At 73.3% G+C, this 21,571-nt stretch carries 21 protein-coding genes; 14 read left to right on the top strand and 7 right to left on the bottom strand.

Annotated elements, in window-relative coordinates:
* The first annotated feature begins 20 nt into the window (after positions 1–20).
* The 4 genes from ACZ7MG_RS02610 (at position 21) to ACZ7MG_RS02595 (ending at position 5,261) form a co-directional block, all read left to right on the top strand.
* Positions 21–791: an ABC transporter ATP-binding protein gene (locus ACZ7MG_RS02610; protein WP_471385695.1), complete on the top strand. Its 771-nt coding sequence runs from the start codon at positions 21–23 to the stop codon at positions 789–791.
* The gene (locus ACZ7MG_RS02605) at positions 788–3,100 is read left to right on the top strand and encodes an ABC transporter permease (RefSeq protein ID WP_471385697.1); all 2,313 of its coding nucleotides are present in this window, start codon (positions 788–790) and stop codon (positions 3,098–3,100) included. Before ACZ7MG_RS02610 ends, ACZ7MG_RS02605 begins: the two co-directional genes overlap by 4 nt.
* A 381-nt stretch (positions 3,101–3,481) precedes the next feature.
* The gene (locus ACZ7MG_RS02600) at positions 3,482–4,375 is read left to right on the top strand and encodes an SDR family oxidoreductase (protein ID WP_471385698.1); all 894 of its coding nucleotides are present in this window, start codon (positions 3,482–3,484) and stop codon (positions 4,373–4,375) included.
* Between the two features lie 160 nt (positions 4,376–4,535).
* A complete protein-coding gene (locus ACZ7MG_RS02595; RefSeq protein WP_471385700.1) occupies positions 4,536–5,261 on the top strand; it encodes a macro domain-containing protein in 726 nt (241 codons plus the stop codon).
* A 63-nt stretch (positions 5,262–5,324) separates the two neighbouring features.
* Here the strand turns inward: ACZ7MG_RS02595 and ACZ7MG_RS02590 are convergent, their stop codons facing one another.
* Positions 5,325–6,035 carry a FadR/GntR family transcriptional regulator gene (locus ACZ7MG_RS02590; protein ID WP_471385702.1) on the bottom strand — a complete coding sequence of 237 codons (711 nt, stop codon included), beginning with the start codon at positions 6,033–6,035 and terminating at the stop codon, positions 5,325–5,327.
* Between the two features lie 218 nt (positions 6,036–6,253).
* Between ACZ7MG_RS02590 and ACZ7MG_RS02585 the strand changes: the two genes are divergently transcribed.
* From ACZ7MG_RS02585 to acnA, 5 genes are all read left to right on the top strand, one after another.
* A complete protein-coding gene (locus ACZ7MG_RS02585; protein ID WP_471386509.1) occupies positions 6,254–6,433 on the top strand; it encodes a hypothetical protein in 180 nt (59 codons plus the stop codon).
* 66 nt (positions 6,434–6,499) lie between these two features.
* Complete coding sequence (locus tag ACZ7MG_RS02580; RefSeq protein ID WP_471386512.1) at positions 6,500–6,625, top strand: hypothetical protein; 126 nt, start codon at positions 6,500–6,502, stop codon at positions 6,623–6,625.
* Complete coding sequence (locus ACZ7MG_RS02575; RefSeq protein ID WP_471946114.1) at positions 6,622–7,008, top strand: beta-propeller fold lactonase family protein; 387 nt, start codon at positions 6,622–6,624, stop codon at positions 7,006–7,008. Before ACZ7MG_RS02580 ends, ACZ7MG_RS02575 begins: the two co-directional genes overlap by 4 nt.
* A gap of 83 nt (positions 7,009–7,091) precedes the next feature.
* Positions 7,092–7,982: a GntR family transcriptional regulator gene (locus ACZ7MG_RS02570; protein ID WP_471385704.1), complete on the top strand. Its 891-nt coding sequence runs from the start codon at positions 7,092–7,094 to the stop codon at positions 7,980–7,982.
* Positions 7,983–8,119: 137 nt separating this feature from the next.
* Positions 8,120–10,792, top strand: coding sequence for an aconitate hydratase AcnA (gene acnA, locus ACZ7MG_RS02565; protein ID WP_471385706.1), 2,673 nt, complete (start codon positions 8,120–8,122; stop codon positions 10,790–10,792).
* A gap of 19 nt (positions 10,793–10,811) precedes the next feature.
* Here the strand turns inward: acnA and ACZ7MG_RS02560 are convergent, their stop codons facing one another.
* Positions 10,812–11,390: a TetR/AcrR family transcriptional regulator gene (locus ACZ7MG_RS02560; protein WP_471386451.1), complete on the bottom strand. Its 579-nt coding sequence runs from the start codon at positions 11,388–11,390 to the stop codon at positions 10,812–10,814.
* Between the two features lie 98 nt (positions 11,391–11,488).
* Positions 11,489–13,168, bottom strand: a complete 1,680-nt coding sequence (locus ACZ7MG_RS02555; RefSeq protein ID WP_471385708.1) for an acyl-CoA dehydrogenase family protein — start codon at positions 13,166–13,168, stop codon at positions 11,489–11,491.
* A gap of 75 nt (positions 13,169–13,243) precedes the next feature.
* On the opposite strand from ACZ7MG_RS02555, the gene ACZ7MG_RS02550 reads away from it, so the two are divergent.
* Entirely contained in the window at positions 13,244–13,996 is a 753-nt protein-coding gene (locus ACZ7MG_RS02550; protein WP_471385710.1) for a PaaX family transcriptional regulator C-terminal domain-containing protein, read from the top strand.
* Positions 13,997–14,050: 54 nt separating this feature from the next.
* Here ACZ7MG_RS02550 and ACZ7MG_RS02545 read toward each other — a convergent pair whose 3' ends face one another.
* Entirely contained in the window at positions 14,051–14,641 is a 591-nt protein-coding gene (locus ACZ7MG_RS02545) for a TetR/AcrR family transcriptional regulator (protein ID WP_471385712.1), read from the bottom strand.
* Positions 14,642–14,736: 95 nt separating this feature from the next.
* On the opposite strand from ACZ7MG_RS02545, the gene ACZ7MG_RS02540 reads away from it, so the two are divergent.
* From ACZ7MG_RS02540 to ACZ7MG_RS02530, 3 genes are all read left to right on the top strand, one after another.
* On the top strand, positions 14,737–15,198 hold the full coding sequence (locus tag ACZ7MG_RS02540; RefSeq protein WP_471385714.1) for a tautomerase family protein: 462 nt from the start codon (positions 14,737–14,739) through the stop codon (positions 15,196–15,198).
* Complete coding sequence (locus ACZ7MG_RS02535) at positions 15,191–16,201, top strand: zinc-dependent alcohol dehydrogenase (RefSeq protein WP_471385716.1); 1,011 nt, start codon at positions 15,191–15,193, stop codon at positions 16,199–16,201. Before ACZ7MG_RS02540 ends, ACZ7MG_RS02535 begins: the two co-directional genes overlap by 8 nt.
* Positions 16,202–16,288: 87 nt before the next feature.
* The gene (locus ACZ7MG_RS02530; RefSeq protein ID WP_471385718.1) at positions 16,289–17,491 is read left to right on the top strand and encodes a hypothetical protein; all 1,203 of its coding nucleotides are present in this window, start codon (positions 16,289–16,291) and stop codon (positions 17,489–17,491) included.
* 42 nt (positions 17,492–17,533) lie between these two features.
* Here the strand turns inward: ACZ7MG_RS02530 and ACZ7MG_RS02525 are convergent, their stop codons facing one another.
* Both ACZ7MG_RS02525 and lnt read right to left on the bottom strand, forming a co-directional pair.
* On the bottom strand, positions 17,534–18,007 hold the full coding sequence (locus ACZ7MG_RS02525; protein ID WP_471385720.1) for an NUDIX hydrolase: 474 nt from the start codon (positions 18,005–18,007) through the stop codon (positions 17,534–17,536).
* A 67-nt stretch (positions 18,008–18,074) separates the two neighbouring features.
* A complete protein-coding gene (lnt, locus tag ACZ7MG_RS02520; RefSeq protein ID WP_471385722.1) occupies positions 18,075–19,691 on the bottom strand; it encodes an apolipoprotein N-acyltransferase in 1,617 nt (538 codons plus the stop codon).
* Between the two features lie 293 nt (positions 19,692–19,984).
* On the opposite strand from lnt, the gene ACZ7MG_RS02515 reads away from it, so the two are divergent.
* Positions 19,985–20,974, top strand: a complete 990-nt coding sequence (locus ACZ7MG_RS02515) for an O-antigen ligase family protein (RefSeq protein ID WP_471385724.1) — start codon at positions 19,985–19,987, stop codon at positions 20,972–20,974.
* A 17-nt stretch (positions 20,975–20,991) separates the two neighbouring features.
* Here the strand turns inward: ACZ7MG_RS02515 and ACZ7MG_RS02510 are convergent, their stop codons facing one another.
* Entirely contained in the window at positions 20,992–21,549 is a 558-nt protein-coding gene (locus tag ACZ7MG_RS02510; protein ID WP_471385726.1) for a hypothetical protein, read from the bottom strand.
* Between the last annotated feature and the right edge of the window lie 22 nt (positions 21,550–21,571).

The raw sequence follows: 21,571 nt of genomic DNA, 5'->3' as shown, positions 1-21,571 counted from the left end.
CCTCGCCTAGCGTCCGGTGCATGGTCACTGAGGAGAACACGGACTACGGGGACGGCGGCGCGGAGGCCGTCGTACGGCTCGACGGGGTGCGCAAGGAGTACGGGGAGACGACGGCGCTGGACGGGGTGTCGCTGGAGATCCGGGCCGGGGAGGCGGTCGCGGTGATGGGGCCCTCGGGGTGCGGCAAGTCCACGCTGCTGAACATGATCGCGGGGCTGGACCGTCCGACGGGCGGCACGGTCAGGGTGCACGGGGAGAGCGTGGGGGACCTGAACGAGAAGGGGCTCGCCCTGTACCGGCGACGCCGCATCGGCATGATCTTCCAGTTCTTCAACCTCATCGACGACCTGTCGGCGCTCGACAACGTGGCGCTGGCCGCCCAGTTGACCGGCACCCCGGCCCGGCAGGCCCGCCGCCGCGCCCTGGAGCTGTTCGACGAACTCGGTATCGCCGACCGGCGCAACGCCTACCCGGCGGTGCTCAGCGGCGGTGAGCGGCAACGGGTCGCCGTGGCACGGGCGTTGATGAACCGGCCGGCGCTGCTGCTGGCCGACGAGCCGACCGGTGCGCTGGACAGCCGGGCCGGGGAGCAGGTGATGGACCTGTTGCTCGACCTCAACCAGATCGGCCAGACCCTGATCCTGGTCACCCACGACCAGCGGCTGGCCCGGCGCTGCGCGAGCCGTCTCGTCGAATTCGCCGACGGCCGGGTGACCGGCGAACACACCCTGGAGCGGACCAGCCTGGAGCGATCCGCCCTGGAGCGGTCTCCCCTGGAGCGGTCCGTATGAGGGCCGTGTGGCGGGCCGCGCGCGCGGCGGTACGGCGGCGCAGGCTCCAGACGCTGGTGATCGCCCTGGTCACCCTGACCTCGACGACCGCGATCGTGGTGGCACTCGGTCTGGTCGACGCGGCCTCGTCCCCGTTCGACAAGGCCTTCGGCGCGCAGCGCGGACCGCATGTGATCGCCGCGTTCGACTCCGCGAAGGTCTCCGACGCTCAACTGACGCGGGTGGCACGGCAGTCCGGGGTGGCGGCGAGCGCCGGTCCCTTCGCCCAGGCCTCGGTGGAGCTGCCGAGGGAGGCGATGAACTACGGCCTCGGCAGCGAACTCACCGTCGTGGGCCGCTCCGATCCCGGTGGCCCGGTGGACCGGCTGGACCTGTGGGCGGGCCGCTGGGCGACCGGGCCCGGCGAGGTCGTCCTCAACCGGCAGTCGGACTGGACGGCGGACGACCTCGGCAAGAGGCTCCGGGTGCCCTCGGGCCCGGCCCTGACCATCGTCGGTTTCGCCTTCGACCTGAGCCGCACCGCCGACGCCTGGGTCGCGCCCGAGCAGATCGGCGCCCTGAACCCCACGACCACCCAGCTGCTGCTCCGGTTCACGGACGCGTCGACGGAGAGCCAGCTCAACACCCAACTCGCTTCGGTGACACAGGCGTTGCCGACCGGCGCGCTGGCCGGCTCACGGTCGTACCTCACCCTCAAGGACCAGATCGGCAGTTCGGCGCGGGCCTACGCGCCGTACCTGCTGGCCTTCGGCGTCCTCGGCATCGTGGTGGCGGTGCTCATCGTCGCCAATGTGGTCAGCGGCGCGGTGATCTCCGGCTTCCGGCACATCGGCATCCTCAAGGCGCTCGGGTTCACGCCGCGACAGGTGGTGGCCGTCTACCTGGTGATGATCTCCGTCCCGGCCGTGGTCGGCTGTGTACTCGGGACCGTCGCGGGCAATGTGGCGGCGCGGCCCCTGCTGGAATCCGTGTTCACGGGGCCGGACGCGGGGGTGTTCCACGACAGTGTCGCCCTCGCGCCCTGGGTTAACGCGCTCGCGCTGCTCGGGATGCCCGCCGTGTGTCTGCTGGCGGCGCTCGCGCCCGCCGTGCGCGCCCACCGGTTGTCCGCCGCGCGGGCGATCAGCGCGGGCAGCGCGCCGCGCGCCGGGCGGGCGCTCGGTGTGCAGCGCCGGCTGGCGGGCACCCGGCTGCCCCGCTCGCTGAGTCTGGGGCTGGGGCTGCCGTTCGCCCGGCCGGGCCGCAGCGCCCTCACGCTGGCCGCCGTGGTCCTCGGCGTGACGACGGTGACGTTCGCGACCGGTCTGGCCACGACGATGGACCGGTTCGGCAACGCGGGCCGTGACGCCTATCAAGTCACCGTCTATGTGGGGAAGTGGCACGACGGGAAGGAGACGAAGCCCGTCCAAGACGACCTCGAACTGCACGCCCTGCTGCGCTCGCTGCCGGGCGCGCGCGAGGTGACCGCGAGGGCCGACACCGAGGCCCGGCTGGCGGGTTCGGCGGAGAAGCTGTGGCTCGAAGCCCGCCGGGGCGACCGGCCCCGGATGAACAGTGTGCTCACCGAGGGCCGCTGGTACCGGGGCGGCGGCGAGGTCGTGGCCGGGTCGGCCTTCCTACGGCGCAACGGGCTGGACGTCGGCGACCGCATCCGTGTGGAGAAGGGCGACCGGCACACGAACCTGGTCGTCGTCGGGGAGTTCATGGAGAGCAACGCCCGGGTCGTCGTCGCCGACTGGTCGGCCATGCGGTCCGTCGCCCCGACGGAGAAGCCCATCGCCTACCACGTCAAGCTGAGCGACGGCGCCGACCCGAACGCCTACGCCCGCGCCGCCGAGGCCGCCGATCCAGGACTCAGCCCGTCGCCGACCGGCTCCAACTCCGTCACGCAGACGATCATCGGGTCGGCCACCGCCCTCACCCTGCTGCTCGCCGCCGTCGCGTCCCTCGGCGTCTTCAACACCGCCGTCCTCAACACCCGCGACCGCCGCCGCGACCTGGGCATGCTCAAGTCCATCGGGATGACCCCGCGCCAGGTCACGGCGATGACGGTGGCCTCGATGGCCGTGCTCGGCGCCCTCGGCTCACTCCTCGGCATCCCGCTCGGGATCGCGGGCCACCACCTGGTCGTCCCGCGCATGGCGGACGCCGTGGACATCACCCTGCCGTCGTACATGACGGACGTCTGGAGCGCCCCGGCCCTGGCCGGCCTCGCCCTCGCGGGACTCGTCATCGCCGTCCTGGGCGCCTACGTCCCGGCCCGCCGCGCGGCACGGCTGACAGTCGCGGAGGTGCTGCACAACGAGTGAGGCCCCCCGGGCATCCGGGGCGGCAGGGCGGCAGGGCGGCAGGGCGGCAGGGCGGCAGCGTGTCGGATTCCGACCATCACCGGTCGCGAACCGACCCTGCCCCCGGCCGCCCCGCGCCCTAGGTTGAGAGGGCCCCCTGAAAGGATCCCGACAGATGACGGTCCAGAACCCCCGGGGCCCGCCTGGTGCGGGTGAACCCCGACCACCCGGAGGTCCCCGCCGACCTCGGCGACCGGGCCCTGTCCGTACCGTTCGGAGCGAACCGGCTGTTGGACGCGCTCGCCGCGTGAGGACGCGCCACCGCGTGCCGGGTATGCCGGGTACGGCGACAGGATCACCGCAGGACCATCGAGGACACCGACCCACCAGGACGTGAGCACCATGACCACACCCACCTCCCCCACCCCACCCGGCACACCCACCACACCGCCGATCGTCGTCACCGGAGCCACGGGCCGCCTCGGCGGACGCGTCTCCCGCCGGCTGGCCGAGCGGGGCGTGACACAGCGGCTGCTGGTGCGCAGCCCCGAGCGGGCGCCGGAGCTGCCCGGTGCGACGGCGGTCAAGGGCGGCTTCGGCGACCGTGACGCGGTCGTGCGCGGCCTCACCGGCGCGCGGACCGTGTTCATGGTCTCCGCCTCCGAGAGCGTCGACCGGGTGGCCCAGCACAGGGCGTTCGTCGACGCGGCCGTGGCGGCGGGGGTCGAGCACCTGGTGTACGTGTCCTTCTTCGGCGCCGCGCCCGAGGCCGCCTTCACCCTCGCCCGCGACCACTTCCACACCGAGGAGCACATCCGGGCGAGCGGCCTCGCCCACACCTTCCTGCGGGACAACCTGTACGCGGACTTCTCCCGGCATCTGGCCGGCGAGGACGGCGTCATCCGGGGCCCCGCCGGGCAGGGGCGGGCCGCGTTCGTCGCCCAGGACGACATCGCCGACGCCGCCGTGACGGTCCTGACCCGGCCCGCCGACCACGCCGGTGCGACCTACGACCTGACCGGCCCCGAGTCGCTCACGCTGGACGAGGCCGCCGCGATCCTCTCCGACCGGCTCGGGCGCCCGTTCCGCTACCGGGCCGAGACGATCGAGGAGGCGTACGCCTCGCGCGCCCCGTACAACGCCCCGCCCTGGCAGCTCGACGCCTGGGTCTCCACCTACACGGCCATCGCGACCGGTGAACTCGACGGCGTCAGCAGTGCCGTCCCCGACCTCACCGGCCACCCCGCCCGCTCCCTCGCCGATGTCCTCGACGCCACCGCCCGGACCCACCCGTGACGATGCCCCGCACCCCGTACGACGGCCCGGCCGCGCACTAGGCCGGGCCGTCGGCGCTGCCGCCGGCCGCCTACCGTGCCGCGATCGCGCTGGACGAGCCGGTCGAGCGGCCCGCGCCCGCCGCCGACGCCTCGCCGAACAGCTGGACGCGTACGTCCACGTGGCGTTGCGGCTGCTCAGCGGCGATGCGGCCGTACCCCTGCTCGGTCCGCGGGCCGACACGTTGCGGGACCTCGGGGACGCGGACGCGACGACGGCCCGCCGGGTGCTGCGCGCCCTGCTGACCGTCCGTCTGCCGGGCCCCCTGTCGGCCGAGGCGGGTGACGCGGTGGACGCGGTCCTGGACCTGGAGCGCCGGCTGCGGCCGTCCGTTCCCGTCGACGGACTGCCCACGGTCGCCGAGGAGTTCCCGGGCACCGCGTACCGGTCGGCCGGGCTCATGCCCCTGTGGCGGGGCGACCTCACCACGCTCGCGGCGGACGCCGTCGTGAACGCGGCCAACAGCGCGCTGCTCGGCTGCTTCCAGCCGCTGCACCCGTGTGTCGACAACGCGCTCCACAGCGCGGCCGGGCCCCGGCTGCGGGACGACTGCCACACCGTCATGACCCTGCAGGGCACGTCGGAGCCGACCGGCACCGCCAAGATCACCCGGGGTCACCATCTGCCGGCCGCCCATGTCCTGCACACGGTCGGTCCCGTGATCCGGGGCCGCCCCGCGCCGGGCGACGCCGAGGCCCTGGCCGGCGCGTACCGGGCCTGCCTGGACCTGGCCACCGAGGTGGGGTCGATCCGCACCGTCGCCTTCTGCTCCGTGAGCACCGGTGTCTTCGGCGCGGACGACGAGGCCGTGTACCGACGCGCTCTCAGCGCGCCACCAACCGGTTAACCAGTTGCTCGCTGGCCTCCGGCCGACCCCGCCGACCCCCGCCATCCACGCCCGGACCGCCGCTCAGACCCGTCCCAGCCGGGCCCGCAGCCGTCGCGTGGCCGAGTCCATGTGCGCGTGCATCGCCGCCCGCGCGGCCTTCGGGTCCTTGGCGCGCACCGCCTTCAGCACGGCCTCGTGCTGATCGAGCCGGCCCTCGCCCGGCTTGCGGATGTTCTGCCGGATCTGCACGGCGACCAGGGTCTCCAGGCTCGCCTGGAGACCGGCCAGCGCGCCGTTGTGCGAGGCCTCGGCCAGGGCGCGGTGAAAGGCCAGGTCGGCGACGAGATAGCGCTCGGGGTCGTCGTGCACGGCGGTCATCCTGGCGAGGTGGGCCTCCAGGGCGGTGACGTCGTTGTCGGTCCGGCGCAGGGCGGCCAGTTCGGCGAGGTCCACCTCGACGCAGGCCCGTGTCTCCAGTAGTTCCTCCATGGTGTGGTCGCCCAGCATGAGCCCCCACTCCAGGACCTGCGGCAGCAGATCCGAGGTGGCGCCCCTGACATAGGTGCCGTCGCCCTGCCGGATCTCCAGCAGACCGAGCAGGGAGAGGGACTTGAGCGCCTCGCGCACGGCCGAGCGGCCCACCCCGAACGTCTCCGCCAACTCCCGTTCCGGCGGCAGCCGGTCACCGGCTCTGAGCTGGCCCGACGTCAGCAGGTGATCGAGCAGACGGCGCGCCACCTCCACCGCCGGAGCCTGTGGCTCCGCGCGCTCGATCCGTACGAGTCCGGCCATGGGCGCAGCCTCCCGTGTTCCGTTGGTTCCGATGGTCCACCCGCGCGCCGGCACCGTCGCGCACGCCCGCAACCGTAGCGTCCATCGCTCTCCCCACCACGGTCGTGCGACGGTCGACGGGGCATCGAAGCGGGCAGAGCGGTTGACAGGTCGACCGGTTGAAGCCATCGCCGTCGCAGCTGCCAGCGCCGTCGCGCCAGACATGGAGAAGAGCTTTCATGCCTTCCACCCGTTCAGGGCCCGGTCTGCGCTCGGAGCGGGTCACCCTCGCCGAACACGCGGACGCGGACGCGGTCGGCGGCCTCGACCTCCACGCCGAGAGCCCCGTCCGCCACACAGGAGACGAGATCAACCTCCTCGTCCGCCCGGAGGACTGCCTGCTCCACCCTGCGGCCTGAGAGCGCACCGCGAGCAGCACCCCATTGCATCAATATCCCACCCGATACAATCCATCGTTCCTGGCCATGGACCGCACCCGGCGGTTCCTGTACGCGGCGCACGGTCAGGAGACCGGCGGGCGCAACCCGGCGCACCTGGCGGTGGACCCGTCGAACCGCTTCCTGGTGGTGGCCAACCACTCCTCCGGCTGACCCGCCCGGCACCCCGGGCCCCCACCGCGCGGAGCAGACCGGCCCGGACAAGGGCCTGGACCGGATCTTCACCCTGCGGCTGGACGCCGCGACGGGGAAGTTGTCGTCGGGCCCGGTCCCGTTCACCGCCGCCCGCGAGATGGCCGGGCCCCGGCATCGCCGGTGCAGACCCTGTCCAGCACCGCCCCCACCAGACCGGCGACAGCAGGGGAGGCGAGATCGCCGTCAGCCCGGACGGCCGGCAGCTCTTCGCCGCGAACGAGCGCAGCCATACGATCGTGCCGTTCGACGTCGACCGGAAGGACGGCACACTGCGCCGCACGGGACGGGTGGTGCGGACCGGTTCGCCGGTGTGCGTGCTCTTCCTGCGGCTCGACCGCTGACGGACGGTTCACCGGAACTCCTAGGATGGCCGCCTGCCCCTCCTTCCACTCCATCCACTCCCATCCGATGAGCACGGGGACCGATGTCGCGGCCGAACCTGACCACCTCCCTCGCCACCCGTCTGCTGGACCTGTTCCGGCGCAGCGGGCTGAAGGAGGGCGCGCACATCACCGAACAGTGGGCGGCGGACACCCTGGAGGTCTCGCGGACGCCGGTCCGCAAGGCCATGCTCTTCCTCACCGAGGTGGGCATCCTCGAACGGGTCCCTCACCGCGGCTTCTTCCTCACCCGGGACGCGAGCGCCCTCGCCCGGCCGGATCTCGGTGACGGCGACGACACGGAAGGGACGGCGTACTTCGAGATCGCGGACGACTATGTCGGCGGGCGCTTCACCGGATCGTTCACCTCGGCCGACATCGGCCGCCGCTACGGTCTGACCGCGCGCCAGGCGGACCGGGTGCTGGCCCGGATGGAGAGCGAGGACCTGGTACGGCGCAAGCCCGGCGGCCGGGGCTGGGAGTTCCAGCACGTCATGGCCACCGTCGAGGCACACGCCCAGAGTTACCGGTTCCGCATGGTCGTGGAGCCGGCCGCGCTGCTGGAGCCGGGCTTCACCGTGGACGCGGCGGCCTTCGCGCGGCACCGACGGCAGCAGGAGGACCTGCTCCACGGCGACATCCTGCTGCTGCCGCGCGCCGAGCTGTTCCAGGTCAACGCCTCGTTCCACGAGATGCTGACCGGCTGCTCCGGCAACCCGTTCCTGCTCGACGCCGTACGCCGGCAGAACCGGCTCCGCCGGCTGATCGAGTACCGCCACCAGATCGACCGCTCCCGCCTCGCCCAGCAGGCACGGGAGCATCTGCGGCTTCTCGACCTGGTCGAGCGGGGCGACCTCGCGGAGGCGTCGGCGTTCCTGCGTGAGCACCTGGACAAGGTGCGCTCGATCAAGACCGGGGACGCACCGGAGGCATAGCGAGGCGGACCGGGCCCCGCCGAAGACCCCAGAAGAACACTCGACCCTGTTGTACTAATGCGCGCACTGAGACAATATGAGGGCTACCGGAAGCCGACCGCCGCCGTAGCCGCACGCCCTCACCGCAGCAGGGGACCATGAACGCCGACCGCACCGCCGCGCCCACCGTCTCCGCCGTACTCACCGTGGACGGCCGCCCGTACCGCCACCTGCCGCTGACCGGCCTCCTGCCGGCCGCGGATCTGGACGCCCTGCCCTACGCGATCCGCGTCCTGCTGGAGAACGTCGCCCGCCGGGCCCCCGAGGCGCTGGCGGACGTGCTGGACCGGGTGCGCGCCGGGAGCGGCGCGTGCGAGGTGCCCGTGCATCCGAACCGGATCATGCTGCACGACACCACCTGTCTGCCCGCCCTCGCCGACTTCGCGGCCATGCGGGACAGCGTCGCCGAGCTGGGCGGCGACCCCGGACGGCTCCAGCCCTCGATCCCCGTCGACCTCACCGTCGACCACTCCGTCATCGTCGAGGAGTACGGCCGCCCCGACGCCGTCGAACGCAATCTGCTCATCGACTTCCGCCGCAACGGCGAACGCTACGAGATGGTGAAGTGGGCCGAGCGCAGCGTCGACAACTTCCGTGTCGTACCGCCCGGCACCGGCATCATCCACCAGGTCAACATGGAGGCACTGGCCCGCGTCGTCTGGCAGGAGGACCCCGCCGACGGCGGTCCGCCGGTGCTGCACCCGGACGTGCTGGTCGCCACCGACAGCCACACCCCCATGATCAACGCGCTCGGTGTCGTCGGCTGGGGCGTCGGCGGTCTCGAAGGCCAGGCCGCGATGCTGGGCGAGCCGGTCACGATCCAGTACCCCGAGGTGGTCGGTGTCCGGCTGACCGGACGGCTGCGCCCCGGCGTCGGCGCCACCGATCTCGCCCTCACCCTCACCGAACTGCTGCGCGCCCACGGCGTGGTGAACCGGTTCGTCGAGTTCTGCGGCCCCGGCGTCACCACCCTCGGCTGGGCGGAGCGCGCCGCGGTCTCCAACATGGCCCCGGAGTACGGGGCGACCTGCGTGTTCTTCCCGTACGACGACGAGACTGCCGCGTATCTGCGACTCAGCGGCCGGACCGGGGAGCACATCCGTCTCGTCGACGCCTACCTCACCGCCCAGGGGCTGAAGCGCACCGACGACCGCCCCGAACCGCGCTACGACGAGGTCATCGACCTCGCTCTCGGCGCGGTCGAGCCGAGCATGGCGGGCCCGAACCTGCCCCATCAGCGGCTGTCGCTCTCCCGCGTGCCCGAGTCGTACCGTGCCGCCGGCTCAACCACCGTGCGGGACCCGGCTGTTGACGTGGACGCCTTCGGTGAGCCCCTCGCCGACGGCCCGGTCGCCCTCGCCGCCATCACCAGTTGCACCCACACCGCCAACCCGGCGCTGCTGATCCAGGCGGGTCTGCTCGCCGAGCGGGCCGTGGCCGCCGGGCTGACCGCGAAACCGTGGGTGAAGACCTCCCTCTCCCCCGGTTCGCGGGTGGTCGAGGAGTATCTGCGCGCCTCCGGTCTGCTGCTCGCCCTGGAGAAGACCGGCTTCCACATCGTCGGCTTCGGCTGTATGACCTGTATCGGCAACTCCGGCCCGCTGCACCCGGTGATGGAGCGCCTCGCCGAGCAGGGCGCGGTCGATCCGGTCGCCGTGCTCTCCGGCAACCGCAACTTCGCGGGCCGGGTCAACCCCCGCACCCCGCTGTCGTATCTGGCGTCCCCGCCCCTGGTCGTCGCCTACGCGCTGGCCGGTTCGATCCTGCACGACTTCGACAGCGAGCCGCTGTGCACGGGCCCCGACGGCCGTCCCGTCTTCCTGCGGGATCTCTGGCCGTCCGACGAGGAGGTGCGGGACCGGATCGCCGCGCACGTCCGTCCGGAGATGTTCCGCGCCAACGCCGAGCGGCTGCGCGAGGGCACCGAGGCCTGGCGCCGGCTGGACGCCCCCGCCGGCACCCGTTTCCCCTGGGACCCGGAGTCCACGTACATCCGCCGGCCCCCGCAGCTGACCGGCCTGTCGACGAGCGCCCCGGACCGTCTCGCGCTGCGGGTCGCCAAGGTGTTGCTGCACCTCGGCGACGACATCACCACCGACCACATCTCCCCCGCGGGCCGTATCCCCGCCGACAGCGCGGCGGGCCTGTGGCTCACCGAGCGCGGAGTCCCGCGCCGCGACCTGAACCAGTACGCGACCCGTCGCAGCAACCACGAGGTCATGCTGCGCGGCGCCTTCACCAACCCGGCCGTCGTCAACCAGCTGCTCGACGGGGGCGCACAGCCGGCACCCGGCGGCTACGCCCGCACGGCGGACGGCGGACGGGTCCTGCCCGTGCACCGGGCCGCGCCGACCTACCGGGAGGCCGGATACGACCTGGTCGTCGTCGCCGGCCGCAACTACGGTGCCGGGTCCAGCCGCGACTGGGCGGCCAAGGCCCAGGCCCTGCTGGGCGTGCGGGCCGTTGTCGCCGAGTCCTACGAGCGCATCCACCGCAGCAATCTGATCGGGACGGGCGTACTGCCGCTGGAGTTCACCGAGGGCGACCGCGCCTCCTCGTACACCTTCACCGGTGCGGAGGAGCTGACCTTCGAGGGCATCGACGGCCTGTCCGTGGGGACCAGTCCCGTCACCCTGCGCATCACGCGCGGCGACGGCCGCGTGGAGACCGTGGACCTGCGGCTGCGGATCTTCTCCGGGCAGGAGCTGGCGTATCTCCGCCACGGCGGCATCCTGCCGTACGTCGTCCGCCGCACCCTGGACCGCTCCTGAGCGCCCTGCCCCGGCGGGGTCACCCGCGGCCGGACGCCCCCGAGCGCAGGCCGCGCATGACGAGGTCGAAGAGCCGGGTGGCGCGGGGCTGCCAGTCGTCCCCGGGGCCGATCTGCCAGACACCGGCGATGGCGAGGATCAAGTCGTCGGCGGTGACCCCCGGGCGGATGGTGCCGGCCCTGTGGTTGGCGTCGAGCAGGCCCTCGATCGCGGCGACCAGGAGCGGATAGCCGGGCTTCGCCGCGCCGCCCGTCGCGGCGGAGGCCTGGCGCAGCGCGTCCGCGAGACCGGCCTTGGCCATGGCGTAGCGGGCGAGGCCGTCCATCCATGCGCGCAGCGCGTCGTCGGGTTCGTGGGTCCGCAGCAACTCGGCGGCGGTGTCGACGAGATGCTGGATCTCCTGGCGGTGGACCTCCAGGACGAGCGCCTCGCGGTTGGGGAAGTTGCGGTAGAAGGTGCCCTGTCCGACCCCCGCCTTCTTGGCGATCGCGCTCAGCGGGACGTCGGCCGAACGCGACAGCTCGGCCAGCGCCACTTCCAGGATGCGCTGTCGGTTCCGCTGTGCGTCGGACCTCTGGGGCACCTCACCCGTCGACACCACCGGCCCTCTTCCCTGACCCACGCCCAGCCCTGACGGACGGATGTCCACTTAGGGCTACCTTACCGCGATGTACGGTCGGCCCGAGCCCCCATGCGTCACCCCGGCAGCGCCCGGCGCAGGATGCCGTCCAGGTCGGCGGAGCCCGGGAGGGTGCCGTAGGCGTGGCCCCAGTCACCGCCGAGGCGGGTGGCGCAGAAGGCGTCGGCGACGGCGGGCGGGGCGTGCCGGACCAACAGGGAGGCCTGGAGGGTCAGGGCCATGCGCTCCACCAGGCGCCGGGCGCCGCTCTCGTCGGCCGCGCGCACCGCGTCCTTCAGCCGGGCGGCGGCCCCGTCGAGCCGGGCGTCCGCGCCCCGGGCCAGGGCGACCTCGGCGAACAGGGCATCGGCGGTGCCGGGGCTGCGGGTCAACGCCCGTAGGACGTCGAGGGCGTTGACGTTGCCCGAGCCCTCCCAGATCGACAGCAGGGGTGCCTCGCGGTAGTGGCGGGGCATGCCCGAGTCCTCGACATAGCCGTTGCCGCCGAGGCACTCCAGCGCCTCGGCGGTGAAGGCCGGGCCGCGCTTGGTCACCCAGTACTTGCCGACGGCGGTGGCGATCCGGCGGAACGTCCGCTCGCCCTCGTCGCCGCGCACCGACCGGTCGGCGGCGCCGGCCAGCCGCAGGGTGAGGGTCGTCGCCGCCTCGGACTCCAGCGCGAGATCGGCCAGGACGTTGCGCATCAGGGGCTGGTCGAGCAGCCGCGCTCCGAACGCACTGCGGTGCCGCGCGTGATGGCCCGCCTCGACGAGTGTCTTGCGCATCAGGGTCGCCGACCCCATCACACAGTCGAGCCGGGTGCAGTTGACCATTTCGATGATCGTCTTCACCCCCTGCCCCTCGGGCCCGACCCGCCAGGCCACCGTGCCGTCGAACTCCGGTTCCGAGGAGGCGTTGGAGCGGTTGCCCAGCTTGTCCTTGAGCCGCTGGACACGGAAGGTGTTGCGGCTGCCGTCGGGCAGGACGCGCGGCACCAGGAAGCAGGTCAGCCCGTCCGGCGCCTGCGCCAGCACCAGGAACAGATCGCACATCGGCGCCGACGTGAACCACTTGTGCCCGCGCAGGGTGTACAGGCCGGGCTCGGAACTCGGCGTCGCCGTCGTGGTGTTGGCGCGTACGTCGCTGCCGCCCTGCTTCTCGGTCATGCCCATCCCGGCGAGCAGTCCGCGCTTCTCTGTGGGCACCCGCAGCTCCGGCTCGTACTCCCGGCCGGTCAGCAGCGGTTCGTACACGGCGGCCAGCTCCGGCTGCCGGCGCAGCGCGGGCACGACGGCGTACGTCATCGAGGTCGGGCAGGTGTGCCCGGCCTCCGTGTGGCCCCAGGCCAGGGCGCCCGCGATGCGCGCGACATGGGCGCCGGGCCGGTCGTCCGCCCAGGGCGCGCCGGCCAGCCCCTCGCGCACGGCGGTCCGCATCAGGTGGTGCCAGGCGGGGTGGAAGTCCACCTCGTCGACACGGTTGCCGTAGCGGTCGTGGGTGCGCAGCTCCGGCTCGTACCGGTTGGCCCGCTCGGCCCATTCCTGCGCCTCCACGCCCCCGGCGAGCAGCCCGAGCCGCCGGACGTCCTGCTCGGCCCACTGAGCGCCCTCCCTGCGCAGCCCCTCCAGGAGGGCCACGTCCTCGGCGGCGTCGTAGGGGGCGAGCGGCGGGGGCTGGTTGGTGACGTCGTGGGTGGCGTACCGCGACGGGGACGGCGGCTGTGGCTGCGGCTGCGTGTGCGCGAGTATCGAGGCCATGAGCGGAGTATTACATTATTTCTACGGCCGCAGCCATCCCGTAACACCGATCGCGCGCCCCGTACAGTACGGCTCATGCAGACGAACGCGCCGGGGCGGCCCACCGAGCTGGAACTACGGCCGCTGTCCGCCCGCTCGGTCGTCCTGAGCCTGCTGCTGGGCATGCATCCGCCCGAGCTGCCGGTGAAGGATCTGGTGCGCCATGTCGAGGCGTTCGGAGTGGCCGGGTCCACCCTGCGGGCCGCGCTCAGCCGGATGGTGTCGGCCGGGGATCTGCGGCGCGCGGACGCGGTGTACCGGCTCAGCGACCGGCTGCTCGACCGTCAGCGCCGCCAGGACGAGTCGGTGCACCCCGAGACCCGGCCGTGGAACGGCGACTGGGAGATGGTGGTCGTCACGGCCACCGGCCGCCGCCCCGCCGAACGCGCCGACCTCCGCGCCCGCCTCACCTCCCTGCGCCTCGCCGAACTGCGCGAAGGCGTGTGGCTCCGCCCGGCCAACCTCCACCACCCCCGCCCACCGGCCCCGGACCCGACGCTCCAGCGCTTCACGGGCCGCCCGGACCAGCCCGCCGAGGACCTGACGGCGCGCCTGTGGCCGCTGGACGCCTGGGCCGCCACCGCCGAGGCACTGCTCGCGCACATCGAGCGGAGCCAGGAACCCGCCGACCGCTTCACCGCCCTCGCGGCGGCCGTACGGCATCTGCTCGCCGACCCCGTCCTGCCGCCCGCACTCCTGCCGGACCGCTGGCCGGGCCCCGAACTGCGGGCCGCGTACACGGCGTACCGGCGGGACCTGGTCGAGACGATCGTGGGGCGCGCGGACTGATCGTGGGGCGCGCGGACTGAGGGCCGGGCGCCGCGCACACCGGCGCGCTCGCGCTCAGGCCCGGCGTTCGACCGCCCCCGCGACCAGCGCCTCCAGCTGCTCCGCCACATGGTCGAGCGGCTGGCTGCTGCGCTTGGCGCGGCACATGGCGATGGCTCCCTCGACCGAGGCGACGACGAGGGCGGCGAGGGCGGGGGCCCGCTCCGGGTCGGCGCCGTGCTCGCGCAGCGCGTCGGCGAGCAGGCCCTCCCAGTGGGCGAACGCCTCGGCGGCGGCGGTGAGGGCCGACGGGATCTCGTCGGCCGGCGGTTCCTCGACCGAGACGGCGAGCACGGGGCAGCCGGCGCGGAAGTCGCTGTCGAGGACGATGCCGCGCCAGAGAGCGAGGAACGCCCGCAGTCCGGCGACCGGGCCCGCCTCCAGGGCCTTGCGCAGGATGCGGACGACGGCCGTGTCCGCGTACCGCACGGCCTCGGTGGCGAGCTGCCCCTTGCCCTCGGGGAAGTAGTGGTAGGTCGAGCCGAGGGGCGCCTTGGCGTGCTTGGCCAGGTTCCGGATGCTCGCGGCGTTCAGACCGCGCCTGCTGATCAGGTCGGCCGCCCCGGCCACGATGCGTTCACGGGACGGCGTGCCGCCTTGGGTCAAGACCGTGCTCCCCTCTGGCTATATCGCTCGTCATAGTCTAGCGTGGCCCCCGCCTATAACGATCGTCATAAAACAATGGACGAAGGGATGCCGTCATGCCGATGATCCGGCTCACCGCCCCGACCGGTTCGCTCACCGAGGAGGGCCGCGGGACCATCCAGCGCGAGCTGGCCGCCATACTGCTGCGCTGGGAGGGCGCGCCCGACACCGCGTTCTTCCGTGCCCAGGCCTGGAGCTATCTGGTCGAGCTGCCCGAGGGGGCGCAGACCACGGCGGAGGACGACGCGCCGCGCTTCCTGGTCGAGGTGACGGTGCCGCAGGGCGCGCTCTCCGAGCGGCGCAGGGCAGGCCTCGTCGAGGACGCCACCACGACCGTCCTCGCGGCCGCCGGACTCGGCAAGGAGGAGGCCCTGCGGGTGTGGGTGCTGGTGCACGAGCAGCCCGACGGCACCTGGGGCGCGGGCGGCTCCGTCATCCGCTTCGCCGACCTCGTCGCGCTCGCGCAGGGGCAGAAGGAGCAGAAGAAGGAGCAGAAGGAGCAGCGGTCCGATGCGTGAACTGACCTACGTCGCCCGTCACACCGTGGAGTGGCGCGAGGCCCCCGACCCCGGGCTACGGTCCGGCAGGGAGGCGATCGTTGCCCCGGTGGCCGCCACCTCCTGCGACGTGGACTCCGCGATCCTCGCCGGGCATGGCTTCCTCGACCCGCCCTTCGCCCTCGGCCACGAGTGTGTGGCCCGGGTCGTCGAGACCGGCGACACCGTCACCACCGTCGCCCCGGGCGACCTGGTCGTCGTCCCCTGGTCCATCAGCTGCGGCGCCTGCGACCCCTGCCGGGCCGGACTCACCGCGCACTGCTCGGCCGTCCCGCACATGGCGATGTACGGGGCGCCGATCGGCGGCAGTTGGGGCGGCCTCTTCTCCGACCTGGTCCGTGTCCCGTACGCGGACGCCATGCTCGTCCCGCTGCCCGCCGGACTCGACCCCGTCGCCATGGCCTCCGCCAGCGACAACTGGTCCCTGTCCTGGCGCCTGGTCGCACCCCATCTCAGGAACCGGCCCGGCGCCCGCGTCCTGGTCGTCGCCCGGGGCAGCATCGGCCTGTACGTGTGCGACATCGCCCGCGCGCTCGGCGCCTCCGACGTGCTGTACGTCGACCCGAACCCGGAACACCGCGCCCTCGCCGAGAGCTACGGCGCCCGCACCGCCGAGGCGCTCGAACCCGTCCCGCACGGCTTCGACATCGCCGTCGAGGCCACCGGGCGCGTCGACCAGCTCGCCCTCGCCGTCAAGTCCCTCGCCCCGGAAGGGATCTGCGAGTCCGCCGGCAACCACTTCCGGCCCGGCGAACTGCCCCTGCTCGACATGTACCTCACCGGCGTCACCCTGCGCATCGCCCGCGACAACGTCCGCACCCACATGCCCGACGCCCTCGACCTCGCCCGCACCGGCAAGGTCGACCCCGCCCGCGTCGTCTCCCACGTCCTCGACTGGGAGCAACTCCCCGACGCACTACCGGAGAAGCACCTCAAGCCGGTCTTCGTGCGCGCCGACGCCTGACGTCGTGATCCCCATGTGATCAACACGCCGTACTCTCTTCCCTCTGCCCGGGGAATCACGGGTACACGGTCGATCGGGGGACGACACATGACATACAGACGTGCGGCGATACCGGCGGTGGTCGGCGGAGTGCTGCTGGTGGCGCTGCTGTGGTGGGCGGGGGCGAGCGAGAGCGCGCTACGGCTGCGGGGCGCCACCGACGTACTGGGCGCCCAGGCCGCCGCCGACCTGGAACGCTGGCTCGCCCCCTGGTCGTACGACCCGCCGGGCTCGTCGCAGCTGGGCGCGGAGGCGAGCGGGCTCGGGGACACGTTCCGCAGCGACAGCTCCCGCTATCTCTCGCTGTACGAGACCGCGCTGCAGATCCGGTTCGCCGCCGTCCTCGCCTTCTTCGTGCCCGGGGCGCTGCTCCTGGTCCGCAGGCTGCCGCCGGTGCGCGGCCGGGCGACGGCGGCGCTGCTCGCGCTGTGGACCTGGGGTCTGGTGGCGGGCACCCTGGCGGTCACGGTGTCCGCGCCCTGGCTGATCGCCTCGCAGGGGCACGGCAGTTACCGCTTCCTGCCGCAGCTGGCGGGCGTGATCTCGTCCGGGCGGCAGGTCCTGGTGGTGACGGCGCTGGCCGCCGCCGCGGTGACGGTGCTCGTCGCCCGGGTCACCGCCAAGGGCGCCGGTCCGCTGCCGCAGGAGGTCCTGCCGGCGCGGGCCGCCCGCCTGGCCGCCACGGCGGGAACCCTGGTGGTCGCGTTCTCCCTGGTGGTCCTCTCCTACCAGTCGGTCGCCGCCTCCCTCCAGACGGCCTTCTCCGGCGGCGGACTGCTCTCCGAGCCGGGCGATCTGCTGCGCCAGTGGCTGCTGCTGGGCGGCTGGTCGGGCCCGGCGGGCACCCCGTTCGGCGACTGGTTGCCGTACCGGGCCGTCGACGCCCTGCTGCTCGTCGTGGTGTGGTGGGCCCTGCGTCTGCTGCCGGGCCTGCTCACCCGTGCCACCGTCCCGGCGCTGGCGCTGGGCGCGGTCTGCGCGACCGTCCTCGGCCTGCTGACGAGCCAGTTCCTGCGGATGCTGGTGGACGGGACGACCCTGCGCTGGGACCTGTACGTGGCCGCCGACCTGGGCGGCGGCGTCCCGGCCGCGCTGACCTGGGGCCTGCTCGCGGGAGTGGCGACCGCCGTGACCCTGCGGGTGGCGGTGGCCCGCACGGAGACCACCGGCGCTCCCGACCCCGCGGAGGCCACGGAGGCTCCGGAGAGCCCGAAGACCACCGGCACCGCGGCCCCCGCCCAGGACGGCTGACCGCCCCCCGGTCCCTGCACCAGGGGGCGTGGGGTGTCCGGCTCAGACCGTCGGGTCGAACCAGGTGACCGTGTCGGACATCGCCTGCTTGATCCGGAACAGCCCGAACTCGCTCAGGTCCGGCAGGGCGTCCAGCGAGAACCAGCCGACGTCCAGCGACTCGTCGTCGTTGACCCGCGCCTCGCCGCCGACGGCACGGCAGCGGAACGTGATGTCCATGTACTGGCAGACGTCCCCGTTGTCGTACCGCACCGGTTCCAACGCCTGGACGAGGACGATCCGTTCGGCGACGCACCGGATCGCCGTCTCCTCGTGCACCTCCCGCACGGCACAGGCCGCCGGCTGCTCCCCCGGGTCCGGGATTCCGCCGATCAGCGACCACTTGCCGTTGTCCGACCGCCGGTTGAGCAGCACTCTGCCCTCGTCGTCGAAGACGAGGGCGGTGACTCCGGGAAGCCAGAGGAGCTGGTTGCCGGCGGAAGCACGGAGTGTGCTGATGAATTCAGGGGTAGCCATGGAGTCGACCCTAACGGGCCGGTTCCGTCACCCCGTCGCATCCCGCGCGCGCACGAGAGGCGTACGGCTACACGCCACCGGCGCGCCTCCCGCGCACGCCGGCCCCGATCGCCCAGCCGAGCCCACCCGCCGCGACCAGCACCAACAGCATCTCGGGCGCGATACCGAGCTGGGTGGCGGGCGTCTTTGAGGAGCGCAGCGGCACCTTCTGCACCAGCGAGTCCGGGACGAACATTCCGGTCTTCTGGGTGATCCTGCCGTCCGGCATGATGATCGCACTGACACCGCTGGTCACCGGGACGGTGACGGTACGGCTGTGCTCGACGGCGCGGACCCGGGACATGGCGAGCTGCTGGTAGGTCATCTCGCTGCGGTCGAAGGTGGCGTTGTTGCTCGGCACCGAGATCAGCTGCGCGCCGTCGGTGACCTCGGAGCGCACGGCCCAGTCGAAGGCCGCCTCGTAGCAGGTGACGAGCCCGACCTCGGCGCCGTCCATGGTGAAGACACCGGGCTCGGTGCCCCGGCTGAAGTCCTGGCGGACCATGGACGTCCACTCGCTGTTGATGGCGCCGATCAGCGACCGCAGGGGCAGATACTCACCGAACGGCTGGATCTGTCGCTTGTCGTAGGTGTCGACGGGGCCCTTCTCCGGGTCCCAGAGGATCTGCTCGTTGTAGAGCCTGCCGTCCCGCTCGACGACACCGCCGACGGAGATGGGGGCGCCGATGGCGGCGGCGGCCTGGTCGATCACCGCGCGGGCGTCGGAGTTGGCGAAGGGGTCGATGTCGGAGGAGTTCTCCGGCCAGAGCACGAAGTCGGGCTGGGCGACCTTGCCGGCCTTGATCTCGGCGGCCAGCCGCTCGGTCTCCCTGGCGTGGTAGTCGAGCACGGCCCGCCGCTGGGCGTTGAAGTCGAGCCCCAGACGCGGCACATTGCCCTGGATGACGGCGACGGTCGCGGTGCCGTCCTCGGCCTTGTCGCTCACCAGCGCGCGGGAGGCGAAGGCGCCCACCAGGGGGACGGACACGGTCAGCGCGGCCACGATCGCGGTGCTCCGGCGTACGGCCTCGCCGGTGCGCCGGTTCTCCACGACCAGGCGCACCACCTCGTACAGGCCGAAGCCGCACAGGACGACCGCGAAGCCGAGGACGGGGGTGCCGCCGAGCGCGGCCAACGGCAGGAAGACGCCGTCCGCCTGGCCGAAGGCGATCTTGCCCCAGGGGAAGCCGCTGAACGGGGCACGCGCGCGTGCCGCCTCGCCGGCGATCCACATCGCCGCCGCCCAGAGCGGCCAGCCGGGCAGTTTCGACACGACGGCGACGCCCGCGCCGACGAGCGCCACGAACACCGCCTCGATCAGGGCGAGCGCGAGCCACGGGCCGGGGCCGACCTCCACCCCGGTCCACACCAGCAGCGGCAGCAGGAACCCGGCGCCGAAGAGATAGCCGAGGCCGAGGCCCGCCTTCCAGCTCCGTCCGCGCAGCACCCAGCCGAACACCGCGAAGGCCGGCAGGGCCAGCCACCACAGGGTGCGGGGCGGGAAGCTGACGTAGAGCAGCACCCCGGAGAGCGCCGCGGCGGCGGCCGGAAGGAGCCGGTTGACCCATCGGGACACCCGGGAGACGGGCGTGGCCTGGGGTTCGAGCTGTTCCGGCTCGTCTACGGGAGTGGTGGTGACGGTCACTCGGGGAGTCTACGGCGCGTCACCCCGGCGCCGACAGCGCGGCCCGTGCGTCCCGGGTGAGGCATTTGTCGCACATCGACCGCACGCCAGCCGCAACGTTCCTGCATAACTCGTCCACAAAGCGGCGCATCACCCGTTACGGTGTGCGCGAGCCTCTGACGTGCGGCCGAACGCGGTCCGGGCGTCGGGGCCCGGCACAGTCGGGGGGCGGCGGTTTGGGGTCAACGGGGACGGAGTCCGCGGCCGGGGCGTCGGCCGCGCACGAGAGACGGAACGTCTCCGATGTCACGGGCGTGCTCCTGCTCGGGGCGTGCGCGGCCTGGTCGTTGATCACGGCGACGGCCCGGGGCGGCCGTCCGGAGGGTGTGCTGCTGGCGGTGCTCGCGGTGGCGGCCGGTTATGCGGCGGGCCGGATCTGCGGCGCCCTGCTGCCGGTGCTGGCCCCGTCCGCCGCGGCGCTGGCCGGTCTCGGTCTGGCGGTCACCGCCCCGCACACCATGGCGGGCTCTCCGCTGATCTCGCCGCTCGGCCACACGGGCGCGACCTCCGCGCTGCTGGCCCTGTCCGCGGGCGCCGCCTGCTGTGCCGCCTGGGCGGCCCGCTCGTCCGGGCCCCGGCCGGCGCTGTGGTTGCTGGCCTGCGGTATCGCGGTGACGGCGGCGGTGCTCGGCTCGATCACCGGCTTCGCCGCGTGCGCGGGGGTGCTGCTGTGCTCGCTCGCGGCGGCCCGGATGCGCCATCGGGGCCTGGGGCTCGCGGGGCCGGCGCTCGGCACCGCCCTGGTGACGGCGACGGTCTGGGCCATAGCCGAGGACGCCCTGCCGGCCGGGCTGACCGACTCGCTGGAGGGGCAGCTCACCCCGCACCGGATCCTGCTGTGGCACGACGCGCTCGGCCTCGTCCACGACGATCCGCTGCTGGGCGTGGGGCCGGGCCGCTTCGGGGAACTCAGTCCGACGGTGGCCGAGTCGGTGGCGGCCGACGACAAGCCCCATTCGGCGCCCCTGCAACTGGCGGCCGAGCAGGGGCTCGTCGGGGTCGCCCTGCTCGCCGCGGTGTTCGGCTGGATCCTGTACGTCCTGTGGCGGGCCCCCCGCGCCACCCCGGTCGTCCTCACCGCGGGCGCGGCGCTGGCCGCGCTGGCCGCGATCGCGGCGGTCGGCAACGCGCTGAGCTTCACGACGGTGACGGCGGGTGCGGGCCTGCTCGCGGGGATGGCGACGGCCCGGCCCCTGACGGACGGCGTGGACGGCGTGGGGGGACCCGGCCTCGACGACCGGTAGTCGCGCGGCGGTGGTGATCAGCGCGCGGCGCCGGAGGCCTTCGGGGTGAGCCGGGCGCGGATGACGTTCACGGCCGTCTCCGCGTTGTCCACGGTGATCGTGAAGGTGTGGCCGTCCCAGAGTTCCAGGACCACGGCCTCCCCGCGCCGTACGACCACGGCGGTTCCCTTCTCGGGACGCCAGCGGTAGCCCCAGCCGCCCCACTGGTGCGGGGTGACACAGGGGGCGAAGACGGCGTCGGCGACCTGGGAGAGGGGGATGCGGCGCCGGGGCACACCGATGTGGCCGCAGCGGACTTCGAGGCACACGTCGTCGACCTTCACGGACACATGGACGAACGCGAGCGTGCCGAAGAGGACGAGCAGCCCGGCCGCGATACAGCCGACGACCGACATGACGAGCGGGGCGACCCCGGACGCCCACGCCGAGTCGACCGCGAGTTCGATGCCCAGTGCCATGAAGGCGGCGCCGCCGAGTGCCAGCAGCCATTGGCCGCGGTTGGTCGCGCGGCCGGTCCAGACCTCGGGGTGCGGGCCCGCTGGGGCGCCCGTCTCGCCGTGGGGGTGGTCCCTCATGGCCTTGAGACTACTCAGGTTC

It is taken from the genome of Streptomyces sp. NPDC107538 (genome assembly GCF_055657445.1).
Note: the sequence above shows the minus strand (reverse complement) of the source record. Positions and strands in the feature narration are given on the sequence as shown.